Origin of the sequence: Microbacterium sp. Kw_RZR3 (assembly GCF_029222405.1) — a bacterium.
In the GTDB taxonomy this organism is placed as follows: Bacteria; Actinomycetota; Actinomycetes; order Actinomycetales; family Microbacteriaceae; genus Microbacterium.
On sequence record NZ_JARHXC010000227.1, the window covers coordinates 1 to 10,280 of the forward strand.

10 protein-coding genes and 1 pseudogene are annotated in these 10,280 nt (G+C 68.2%); 1 reads left to right on the top strand and 10 read right to left on the bottom strand.

What is annotated here, in order from left to right; genetic code table 11:
• Window positions 1-15: 15 nt before the first annotated feature.
• The 5 genes and pseudogenes from P2P98_RS12685 to P2P98_RS12705 form a co-directional block, all read right to left on the bottom strand.
• On the bottom strand, window positions 16-1,032 hold the full coding sequence (locus P2P98_RS12685) for a zinc ABC transporter substrate-binding protein (RefSeq protein ID WP_275800267.1): 1,017 nt from the start codon (window positions 1,030-1,032) through the stop codon (window positions 16-18).
• Between the two features lie 270 nt (window positions 1,033-1,302).
• Complete coding sequence (locus tag P2P98_RS12690) at window positions 1,303-1,962, bottom strand: methionine ABC transporter permease (protein WP_275800268.1); 660 nt, start codon at window positions 1,960-1,962, stop codon at window positions 1,303-1,305.
• The gene (locus tag P2P98_RS12695) at window positions 1,959-2,987 is read right to left on the bottom strand and encodes a methionine ABC transporter ATP-binding protein (RefSeq protein ID WP_275800269.1); all 1,029 of its coding nucleotides are present in this window, start codon (window positions 2,985-2,987) and stop codon (window positions 1,959-1,961) included. Before P2P98_RS12695 ends, P2P98_RS12690 begins: the two co-directional genes overlap by 4 nt.
• Window positions 2,984-3,886: a MetQ/NlpA family ABC transporter substrate-binding protein gene (locus P2P98_RS12700; RefSeq protein WP_275800270.1), complete on the bottom strand. Its 903-nt coding sequence runs from the start codon at window positions 3,884-3,886 to the stop codon at window positions 2,984-2,986. The genes P2P98_RS12695 and P2P98_RS12700 overlap by 4 nt, the downstream gene beginning before the upstream one ends.
• A 302-nt stretch (window positions 3,887-4,188) precedes the next feature.
• Window positions 4,189-4,428 (bottom strand): annotated as a pseudogene (locus P2P98_RS12705) (2-oxo acid dehydrogenase subunit E2); the annotation flags it as partial.
• 13 nt (window positions 4,429-4,441) lie between these two features.
• Between P2P98_RS12705 and P2P98_RS12710 the strand changes: the two are divergent.
• On the top strand, window positions 4,442-4,768 hold the full coding sequence (locus tag P2P98_RS12710) for a hypothetical protein (protein WP_275800271.1): 327 nt from the start codon (window positions 4,442-4,444) through the stop codon (window positions 4,766-4,768).
• 120 nt (window positions 4,769-4,888) lie between these two features.
• Here the strand turns inward: P2P98_RS12710 and P2P98_RS12715 are convergent, their stop codons facing one another.
• The 5 genes from P2P98_RS12715 to P2P98_RS12735 form a co-directional block, all read right to left on the bottom strand.
• A complete protein-coding gene (locus P2P98_RS12715; protein ID WP_275800272.1) occupies window positions 4,889-6,118 on the bottom strand; it encodes a HipA domain-containing protein in 1,230 nt (409 codons plus the stop codon).
• A complete protein-coding gene (locus P2P98_RS12720) occupies window positions 6,108-6,449 on the bottom strand; it encodes a helix-turn-helix transcriptional regulator (RefSeq protein ID WP_275800273.1) in 342 nt (113 codons plus the stop codon). The genes P2P98_RS12715 and P2P98_RS12720 overlap by 11 nt, the downstream gene beginning before the upstream one ends.
• 149 nt (window positions 6,450-6,598) lie before the next feature.
• Window positions 6,599-7,927 carry a dihydrolipoamide acetyltransferase family protein gene (locus tag P2P98_RS12725; RefSeq protein WP_275800275.1) on the bottom strand — a complete coding sequence of 443 codons (1,329 nt, stop codon included), beginning with the start codon at window positions 7,925-7,927 and terminating at the stop codon, window positions 6,599-6,601.
• A gap of 90 nt (window positions 7,928-8,017) precedes the next feature.
• The gene (locus P2P98_RS12730; protein WP_081318543.1) at window positions 8,018-8,983 is read right to left on the bottom strand and encodes an alpha-ketoacid dehydrogenase subunit beta; all 966 of its coding nucleotides are present in this window, start codon (window positions 8,981-8,983) and stop codon (window positions 8,018-8,020) included.
• 8 nt (window positions 8,984-8,991) lie between these two features.
• A complete protein-coding gene (locus P2P98_RS12735; protein ID WP_275800276.1) occupies window positions 8,992-10,122 on the bottom strand; it encodes a thiamine pyrophosphate-dependent enzyme in 1,131 nt (376 codons plus the stop codon).
• Between the last annotated feature and the right edge of the window lie 158 nt (window positions 10,123-10,280).

A 10,280-nucleotide genomic window follows, 5' to 3' on the forward strand; every position in this document is an offset into this window, starting at 1 on the left:
GCGGTGCCGCTGCGCTCACGCCGCGAGCGCGTCGCTCAGGGCCGTGATGTTGCTCTGCATCCACGAGATGTAAGTCTGACCCTCGGGGAGCGTTTCCGTGAACTCGATCACGGGGATGTTCTTGGCCTTGGCTTCGTCCTGGACCTTCGTGACCTCGGCGCCACCGGTCTGCGGGTTCACGATCATGACCTTGATCTGGCCGGAGTCGAGGAGCTGCAGCGACTCGAGCAGGGTCGCGGGCGGCACGTCCTGCCCCTCTTCGACCGACTCGCTGAATTCGTTCGGCGTGGCGTTGTCGAGACCGGCCGCCGTGGTCAGGTACACGGGCACCGGCTCGGTCACGAAGATCTTCGCTCCGGCATCCTTCGCCTTGATCGCGTCGAGCGAGTCCTCGAGACCGGCGATCTGCTGGGTGAAGGCCTCGGCGTTGGCGGTGAAGTCCGCCGAGTGCTCGGGCGACAGCTTGCCGAGCTCCTCGGCGATCGCCTCGGTGAGGCCTTCGACCGTGTGCGGGTCGTACCAGACGTGCTCGTTGAAGCCCTCGATGTGGTCGTGGCCGTCGTCTTCGGCGTGGGTCTCGCCCTCGGCGTGCGCGTGGTCGTCGGCGCTCTCGCTCGGGGCTGGGCTCGCGTCATCGTGCGACTCGGCGCCGGGGTAGTCGTGGTTGAACTCGACCGCGGTGATGACGGGCGCCGCGGTGCCGCTCGCCTGGATGAGGCCCTCCATGAAGGAGTCGTATCCCGCGCCGTTCTCGATCACGAGGCCGGCGTTCTTCAGCGTCAGCTGGTCTTGCGCGCTCGCCTCGTACTCGTGCGGGTCCTGCGTCGGCGAGGTGATGATCGAGGTCACGTCGACGAAGTCGCCGCCGACCGCCTCGGCGATCGAGCCGTAGACGTCGGTGGATGCCACGACGGTCACCTTGCCGTCGGCACTCGCGGTCGAGCCGGCCGAGGGAGACGCGCCGGCGCAGCCGGCGAGGGCGAGCACGGAGGCCGCGCCGAGGGCGAGGGGGGCGAGCAGGCGTCGGGTCATGGCATCCACTCTAAAGCGAGTGATAACCGTTCTCAAACTCAGCTCGGAGGCCATAAGAGCTTCCCAGGATGAGGCGCCGGGCGGGCCAGCGCTGCCGCGGCCGCTCGCACACCCCTATAAACGCTCTCCGCTCACAGAAACACGCTGTGCACGCGTTTCCGTGAGCGGAGAGCGTTTATGGGGGGCAAGATCCGCACGACGGCACGGGCGCGCCGGGCACCCCGCTCGCGGGCGGACCGAGACGTGCAAGCGGGCACGACCCGGCTCGGTTCAACGCCGCAGGATGCGGTGCGCGAGCGCGTTGCCGACCAGCTGACCCGCCTGCACGATCACCACGATGATCGCGACCGTGACCCACGTCGCTTGAGCGTTGAACTGCTGGTAGCCGTAGATGATCGCGAAGTTGCCGAGTCCGCCGCCGCCGATGTAGCCCGCCATCGCCGACATGTCGACGACGGCGATGAACATGAACGTGTAGCCGAGGATGAGCGGCGCGAGCGCCTCGGGGATCACCACGCCGAAGAGCACGCCGATGCGGCGCGCGCCCACGGCCCGCGCGGCCTCGACGGTGCCGGGATCGACCGCGACGAGGTTCTGCTCGACGACGCGGGCGATCACGACGGTCGCCATGATCGTGATCGGCACGATCGCGGCATCCGTCCCCAGGGTCGTCCCCGTCACCGCGCGCGTGACCGGGGCCACGGCGGTGAGGAAGATGATGAACGGGATGGGGCGGATGAGGTTGATCACGAGGTTCGCGACGAAGAAGACGACACGGTTCTCGAACAGGTTGCCGGGGCGGGTGGCGTAGAGCAGGGCGCCGATGGCGAGTCCCGCGATGCCCGAGATGAGCAGCGACACCGCGACCATGTAGACGGTCTCGCCGATCGACTGCAGCAGCACCGGCGTCAGGGTGTCCCACTTGTTCATGCGCGGGCCTCCTCGGCGTTCGGCACCACGACGTCGGTGTGGGAGCGGAGCTCGGTGACGATGGCATCCAGGCTGTCGGTGTGCACGCGGTAGGTCAGGGTGCCGAGCTGCTTGCCGAGCACGTCGGTGACGCCGCCGTAGACCACGGAGTGGCGCGCGCCGTGGCGGTGGAACACCTCGGACACGTCTTCGCTGGTGAACTCGTTGACCTCGACGCTGATCAGGTCTCCGCCGCCCGCGGCGAGCGCCGCCAGCGCCTCGCCCGACGGCACGCCCTGCGTCACCGCGGCGACGAAGCGTTTGGTCAGCTCCGCCCGCGGGTGCGCGAAGACGCGGTACGTGTCGCCGCTGTCGACCACGCGTCCGCCGTCCATGACGATGACCTGGTCGCACAGCTCGTGCACGATCGAGATCTGGTGCGTGATGACCACGATCGTGATGCCCAGGCGCCGGTTGATCTCGCGCAGCAGGTCGAGCATCTCGGCCGTGGTCTGCGGATCGAGGGCGCTCGTCGCCTCGTCGGCGAGGAGGATCCGCGGATTCGTCGCGATCGCGCGCGCGATGCCGACGCGCTGCTTCTGCCCGCCCGACAGGCGCCGGGGGTACTGCTTCGCCTTGTCGCCGATGCCGACGAAGTCGAGCAGCTCGGCGACGCGCTTGTCGCGGTCGGCCTTCTTCCACCCCGCGACCTTGAGCGGGTAGGCGACATTGGCCGCGACCGTGCGCGAGGAGAACAGGTTGAACTGCTGGAAGATCATGCCGACGCGGCGCCGCAGGTCGCGCAGCGTCGCCTCGCTGGCATCCCCCACGTTCACCCCCAGCACCTCGACGGTTCCCGAGGTGGGCTTCTCGAGGCCGTTCAGCAGGCGCACCAGAGTGGACTTGCCGGCGCCGGAGTAGCCGATGACGCCGACGATCGACCCCTCCTCCACGCTCACCGAGACGTCGTCGACGGCGGTCGTGGAGGAGCGGCGATCGGTGCGGAAGCTCTTCGTGACGCCCCGCAGCTCGATGACCGACGTCATCCCTTCTGGGCCTTGAGGGCGTCTTCGAGGCTCGTCAGCTCGTCCTGCAGCTGCGCGGCGGTCCAGTCGGCCTTGAACTGCAGGTTGCCCTGGTTGAGCTCGGTGACCGCGGCCTCGACCTCGGGCGAGTGGTACGCCTCGACGAGCTTCGCCCAGCGCGGGTCGTCCTTCTTGTCGTCGCGTGTGACGAAGGCGTTGATGTAGGGCGCGAGCTGCGGGTTGTTCAGGTCTTCCTTGAAGATGATGAGCTCGTCACCGAGCCCGCCCTTCTGCGCCTGCGTGTTGTTGACGATCGCGGCCTGGGCGCTGCCGTCCTTGAGCGCGGTGACGGTCTGGTTCGTGTCGACGGGCAGCAGCTCAACCTTGGAGGTGACGATGTCGGCCGGGGTCGACAGGGCGGTCCCGCCGTCCTTGAGCGTGAGCAGCCCCGCCGTCTGCAGGTTGAGGAGGCCCCGGGCGAGGTTGGTCGGGTTGTTCGGGATCGCGACCTTCGCACCCTCGGGCAGGTCTTTGACGTCTTTGTACTGCTCCGAGTACAGAGCGAGCGGATACACGGCGGTGGCGCCGACCGGCACGAGCGTGCCGTTGTTCTCGACGTTGAACTGCGACAGGTAGATGAGGTGCTGGAAGAGGTTCACGTCGAGCTCGCCGTCCTGCACGCCCTGGTTGAGCTGCACGCCGTCGTTGATCGTGCGCACCTCGAGGTCGATGCCCTCGTCGGCGAGCTTCTGCTTCAGCACCGTCCAGTGCGCCTCATTTCCGTCGTCGGCACCGAGGACGATGCGGGACGAGTCGTCTCCGGATGCCGCTCCTCCGGCGCACCCGGTGAGGGCGAGGAGAAGGGCTGCGGTGGAAGCGCCGAGGATCGTGGCCAGGCGTGAGGTGGTGCGTGAAGTCATAGCTCTACGTAAACAAGCGCAGGACGGATACCAAAGTCGAACCGTTAGGACCCGTAACCAGTCGTCATCCGGGGTAATCGAATCGGCACCCCGGCCGCCCCTGTGGCAGGCCGAGGCCGATGGAACGGTCCGAGTGGCCGTGCGCGGGTATCCCGCTGCCCGGCGAGCACCTCGCCCCCGCCGAGATCGCACGATCCGCACGAGCGCACGCGCACCGGCCGCGCGCGAACGCGTGATCTCAACACGATCGTGTGATCTCGGGCACGCCGCGACACGGCATCCCCCGACGGCTCGAGGAGAACTCAGTCGAGCAGCAGCGCGGGCTCCTCCAAGACGGACGCCACGTCGGCGATGAACCGCGAGATCCCGTCGCCGTCGGCCACGCGGTGATCGAACGAGCCCGACACCGTGGTCACCCAGCGCGAGCGCACCTCGCCGTCGACGAGCCACGGCTTCTGCCGGATGGCACCCAGGGCGATGATGCCGGCCTCACCGGGGTTGATGATCGGGGTGCCGGCATCCACTCCGAAGACGCCGATGTTGATAGAACGGAGAATGACCGACACGGTGTTCTGGGCAACCGTTCAAGGCGTGGGTACCGTGGTCGCCGCGGTCGCCGCCGTGATCGCACGAGTTATCGCCGCCGGCCAGCTCCGACAACTGAGCGCTTCAAATAGGCTGCTCGCCGAGTCGAACATCGCTCTCACCCGTCCGTACGTCGTCGTCGACTACGAGTTCCGGCCCTCCGCGCTTCGCGGAGGGGGAACCGGCGGTACCTCCGTCTTCATGACAGTCCGCAACGGGTGGGCAAGTACGTCGATGCGGTCGCTCACAAGATCGCGGACCTGGAGAGAACCATCCGCAGGAAACAGTCGACAGTGAAAGACACACCAAGGATCAGCCCAGCTGCGACAAAACGTCCAGGGCGGACGTGGGAGCGGCGTCGAGTACTCCGAGGGAGGGATGGCGGTTCTCAGCCCTCCTGATCCATAGCCGAAGCGCTCACCCGAGATCGAAGAACGCGGCTCGCGGCAGCAGCTGCCGCGCTTCGAGGGACTCGCGGTCAGCACGGGTCAAACGCGCCGCGTCAGCGGCATCCGCCCAGTTAGCCCGGATCCTCTCGACCAGTCCGTCCACGATGTCGCGCGCCTCATGCGCACGCAGACCGTAGATCTCCGACTCAGCGATCAGCGCGCCGAAGTTCGAGACCCGCGCAGCGTCATCCCCTCGCCCGTAAGCCATCGCCTGAGCGAACGAGTCGCCGGACCTGTTTCCCGGCGCCAGGTCATACACGGGTGTGAGCTCGAGATGACTGCCGTCCCAAAACGCCGCATGGTTGCGGGCGTGATCGTCGTTGTTGCTGATGGCGATGTTGAACGCGATACGACGGAAGAGTTCCGGACCCGGTCGCGTCGCATCCGTCGCGTACTCACGCAAGACGTCGAGAATCTGCGGATACGAGACATAACGCGCATACATCTCATCCGTCTGCGCCATGGTGAGCCCGGACACCACGTGGCGTCGGCCGCCGTGCCCGTCGCGATCGAACCGCTTGACGAGAAGCACCTCCTTACCCAGGGACCGGACCACCTTGGTGGCGGGCACGTCCAATCCGGCCCGACGAGCGAGTTCCAACATCGCAGCCTCCGCGTTCACGACCGAGAAAACCCGATCGTCAGACGAAGAGAACTTGGCGAGCCACTCCTCGCCGTTTTCGTCGGTGAGTGATGCCTTGGGGCGTGCACCGCCGAGGCTCGTCCCGTGAATGAGGGCAGCATCCAGCGACGGGGAGAGGTCTTCGCCGTGGTCGAGGCGCTGAGCAGCGTCGTGCAGCTCATCGAGGGTGGCGGAATCATCGCGCGGAACGTACTCCTCACGCGACCGCTGGAAGTCGAGTGCCCCGAACCGGTTGGAGCTCGAATCGATCATGTAGTCGAGTTCCGACAACGAGTTCGGTGCGACCCCGCGCCGACGCTCGATGACGCCGCGCCCCCACCGATCGGGGCTGCCGTCGCGAAGGACACCGGCGATGGTCAGGCCTTCCCGCGGATCCTGCAGACCAGGAACGAGCGGAAGTTCCGGGGCGTAAAGACTGATCGCATCGGGTCGCCTCCGGTAGTTCGCGCCGTAGATGAACCGCAGGAGCGGACCATCCTGCTCGATGCGACCGGCGACGACGGGATCGGCGTGACCCGGAAGCCATGTCCACACGTACAACTCGTCAGAAGTCATCGTCCGCGACCTCGTTGAGCGGCCTCCGCACGCGTTGCGGGAGCAGCGCCAGCATCTCCTCGCCGCGACGGCGTCGTAAGGCGATCTCCGCGCGGTCCTCGAGACCGAAGAGCGGAATGCCCACGAGGTCGGCGAGATCGACCATCGTCCCGACGGCGGTCCCCGGGCTCCCCGCCTCCGCCGCAGCGACAGTGCGGTCGGAGACATTGGCACGCGCAGCCAATTCGGCGAGGCTCCACCCGCGGTCGATCCGCCCCTGACGGATCACCTGGCCCCACACCGCCAGCGCGTCTCGCACGTGTGGTCGAAGGGGAACCGTGCGCTTCGCCATGACTGACCTCATTAAAGTGAGTATTAAACGCTTTAATACGAACTTTATTGTAGGACCAGATCAGATTCCAGTCTCGTTTGCACATCACGCGACCGGGCCACGCCGTGCTCGACGCGGAGGAACTGCCGGGGCCCGGCCCGATCCGAGCCTCAGTCGAGCAGCAGCGCCGGCTCCTCCAGAACGGATGCCACATCCGCGATGAACCGCGAGATCCCGTCGCCGTCGACCACGCGGTGATCGAACGAGCCCGACACCGTGGTCACCCAGCGGGGGCGTACCTCGCCGTCGACGACCCACGGCTTCTGTCGGATCGCGCCGAGGGCGATGATGCCGGCCTCGCCGGGGTTGAGGATCGGGGTGCCGGCATCCACTCCGAACACGCCGATGTTCGTGATCGTGAAGGTGCCGCCGACCTGATCGGCGGGGCTCGTCTTGCCTTCGCGGGCCGTCAGGGTGAGGTTCTCGAGCGCCTTCGCGAGCTCGCGGGTGTTCATCGCCTGCGCGTCCTTGATGTTCGGCACGAGGAGGCCGCGGGGGGTGGCGGCAGCGATGCCGAGGTTGACGTAGTGGCGCACCGAGATCTGCGCGCCGTCCTCGGTGTCGACCCAGGCGGCGTTGATCATCGGCGTGCGGCGCAGAGCCCAGATCACCGCGCGGGCCATGATCAGCAGCGGCGAGATCTTCACGTCGGCGAAGTCTGGCGAGGCCTTGAGACGCTTGACGAGCTCCATCGTGCGCGAGGCGTCGACATCGACCCACACCGACACGTGCGGGGCCGAGTACGCGCTCGAGGTCATCGCGTTCGCGGTGGCTTTGCGGACGCCGCGGACGGGGATCGACTCCTCGCGGGCATCGGCGGCGGGGACGGATGCCACGGGCGCGGGCGCCGCGGGAGCGGGGACCGGGATCGTCTCCTCACGCACCTCTCCCCACGCGGGCGTCTCGATGTTGCGGAAGACGCTCGCCTGCTCGGCGTGCTTCACGACGTCGTCGCGCGTCACCTCGCCGGCGGGACCGCTCGGCGTCACGGCCGAGAGGTCGACGCCGAGGTCGCGCGCGAGCTTGCGGATCGGGGGCTTGGCGACCACTCCGACGGATGCCTTCACCGGACGTTCGGCGGGCTTGCGCCGGCGTGACGACACCGCGCCACCCGTGCCGTATCCCACGAGCACGGCCCCGCCGGGGTCGCTGGGCTCGGGAACGGTGACGGGCTCCGCGGGCGTCGGGGTGCCGGCATCCGTCGATCCGATCGTGATGATCGGGGCACCGACCTCGACCGTGGCCCCCTCGGAGGCGAGGAGCTCGCCGACCGTGCCCGCGTAGGGCGAGGGCAACTCGACGAGCGACTTCGCCGTCTCGATCTCGACGATCACGTCGTTGACCGCGACGGTGTCGCCGGGGGCGACGCGCCACTGCACGATCTCGGCCTCGGTGAGGCCCTCTCCGACGTCGGGGAGAACGAAGGTCTGCTCGGTCACGGTGTGTCCTTTGCTCGGGAGCCAGCTTGCCACCGGCGGTGCCGCAACGGAATGATCCGGCGGCGGGAGGGCCTCACGGCCGGGAGGGTGTCAGTAAGCGAGAGACCGGTCGACGGCCTCGAGGATGCGGTCGGCGTCGGGCAGGTAGGTGCCCTCGAGCTTCGCGGGCGGGAAGGGCACATCGAAGCCCGACACGCGCAGCACGGGCGCCTCGAGCGCGAAGAACGCCTTCTCCATCACGGTCGCGGCGATCTCGGAACCGAGCGAGGTGAAGCCCGGCGCCTCTTGCGCGTAGACCATGCGGCCCGTGCGGCGGATCGAATCGAGCAGAGGACCGTAGTCGACGGGAGACAGCGAACGCAGGTCGATGACCTCGCAGCTCGTGCCCTCGCTCTCGGCGAGCGCGGCCGCCTGCAGGAGGGTCGTGACCATGGCGCCGTGGCCCACGAGGGTCACGTCGGTGCCGCGCCGGACGATGCGGCTCGCGTGCAGCGGCAGGGCGGGGGCGTCGAGGTCGACCTCGCCCTTCTGCCAGTACTTCGCCTTCGGCTCGAGGAAGATGACCGGATCGGGCGAGGCGATGGCCTGCTGCATCATCCAGTACGCGTCGTTCGCGTTCGAGGGGCTGACCACGCGCAGACCGGCCGTGTGCGTGAAGTACGCCTCGGGGCTCTCCTGGTGGTGCTCGACCGCGCCGATGTGCCCGCCGTACGGGATGCGGATGACGACGGGCATGCGCACGCCACCCTCGTGACGGTTCGTGATCTTCGCGAGCTGCGAGGTGATCTGGTCGAAGGCCGGGAAGACGAAGCCGTCGAACTGGATCTCGAGCACGGGCTTGAACCCGCCCATCGCGAGGCCGATCGCGGTCCCGACGATGCCGGACTCGGCGAGGGGCGAGTCGATGACGCGGCGGGGTCCGAAGTCCTTCTGCAGACCCTCGGTCACGCGGAAGACGCCGCCGAGCGGGCCGATGTCCTCGCCCATGAGCAGGACGCGGTCGTCGGTCTCGAGCGCGCGGCGGAGACCCGCGTTCAGCGCGCGGCTGATCGGCATGTTCTCGGTCACTGCGCGCCCCCTTCCATCGACGCCTCGTAGTCGTCGAGCCAGCGCTGCTCCTCCTGGATCAGCGCGTGCGCCTCGGAGTACACGCTCTCGAACATGTGCGCGCGGGGGATCGTGCCGAGCTCGTTCGTGCGCACACGCACGTCGTCGGCGAGCGCGGCACCCTCGGCATCCGCGTCGTCGAAGAACTGCTGCGACGCACCGCGGGCCTCGAGGAACGCGCGCATGCGGGCGATCGGATCGCGACGGCCCCACGACTGCTCCTCGTCGGAGGTCCGGTACTTGGTCGGGTCGTCGCTCGTGGTGTGCGCGCCCATGCGGTACGTCATCGCCTCGATCGCGCGGGGGCCGCCGCCGGCACGGGCCTCGTCGAGGGCGAGCTTCGACACGGCGTAGCTGGCGAGCACGTCGTTGCCGTCGACCTGGACGCTCGGGATGCCGTATCCCTCACCGCGCTTGTACAGCGGCGAGCGCGACTGCGTGGCGACCGGGACGGAGATGGCCCACTGGTTGTTCTGGAGGAAGAAGACCTCGGGGGTCTGGAAGCTCGCGGCGAAGACCATGGCCTCGTGCACGTCGCCCTGGCTGGACGCGCCGTCGCCGTAGTAGACGATGACCGCTTCGTCGCGCTCGGGGTCTCCGGTGCCGCACTTTCCGTCGAACACCAGCCCCATGCCGAGGCCCGTCGCGTGCAGCGTCTGCGCACCGAGCACGAGCGTGTAGATGTGGGTGTTGCCGTTCTTGGGGTCGGACGGATCCCAGCCGCCGTGCGTGAGGCCGCGCATCAGTCGGATGATGTCGAGCGGGTCGACGCCACGGATGCGGGTGACCACGTGCTCGCGGTACGAGGGGAAGATGTGGTCCTGCGTGCGAGCCGCACGCGCGGAGCCGACCTGGGCGGCCTCCTGACCGAAGGACGGCGGCCACAGGGCGAGCTGGCCCTGGCGCTGCAGGTTGGTGGCCTGCACGTCGAACGCGCGGATCGAGACCATGTCGCGGTAGAACGTCTCGATTTCGGCGTCGGTCAGCGCGTCGATGAGCGGCAGGTAGCGCTCGGCCGCGGGCGTGGGCGCCATCGTGCCGTCGGCTGCCAGAACGCGCACGAGAGCGGGGTCGTCGAGCGGGGTCATGCTCCCACGCTAATGCTCGCCCTATGCCGGGGACCGCATGAGGTGAACAATGGATGCCGGGATTCGGCATCCATCATCCACAAAGCGGCGCGGTCGTGGGCCCGGTCCCTTCGACAAGCTCAGGGACCTCCCGCGGACCGCCGGAGCCCCCGCGTCGC

Excerpts from the sequence above, each read along its gene's own strand:
- P2P98_RS12685 (WP_275800267.1), bottom strand. The coding sequence starts at position 1,032 with ATGACCCGACGCCTGCTCGCCCCCCTCGCCCTCGGCGCGGCCTCCGTG.
- P2P98_RS12690 (WP_275800268.1), bottom strand. The coding sequence starts at position 1,962 with ATGAACAAGTGGGACACCCTGACGCCGGTGCTGCTGCAGTCGATCGGC.
- P2P98_RS12695 (WP_275800269.1), bottom strand. The coding sequence starts at position 2,987 with ATGACGTCGGTCATCGAGCTGCGGGGCGTCACGAAGAGCTTCCGCACC.
- P2P98_RS12700 (WP_275800270.1), bottom strand. The coding sequence starts at position 3,886 with ATGACTTCACGCACCACCTCACGCCTGGCCACGATCCTCGGCGCTTCC.
- P2P98_RS12710 (WP_275800271.1), top strand. The coding sequence starts at position 4,442 with ATGACCGACACGGTGTTCTGGGCAACCGTTCAAGGCGTGGGTACCGTG.
- P2P98_RS12715 (WP_275800272.1), bottom strand. The coding sequence starts at position 6,118 with ATGACTTCTGACGAGTTGTACGTGTGGACATGGCTTCCGGGTCACGCC.
- P2P98_RS12720 (WP_275800273.1), bottom strand. The coding sequence starts at position 6,449 with ATGGCGAAGCGCACGGTTCCCCTTCGACCACACGTGCGAGACGCGCTG.
- P2P98_RS12730 (WP_081318543.1), bottom strand. The coding sequence starts at position 8,983 with ATGCCGATCAGCCGCGCGCTGAACGCGGGTCTCCGCCGCGCGCTCGAG.
- P2P98_RS12735 (WP_275800276.1), bottom strand. The coding sequence starts at position 10,122 with ATGACCCCGCTCGACGACCCCGCTCTCGTGCGCGTTCTGGCAGCCGAC.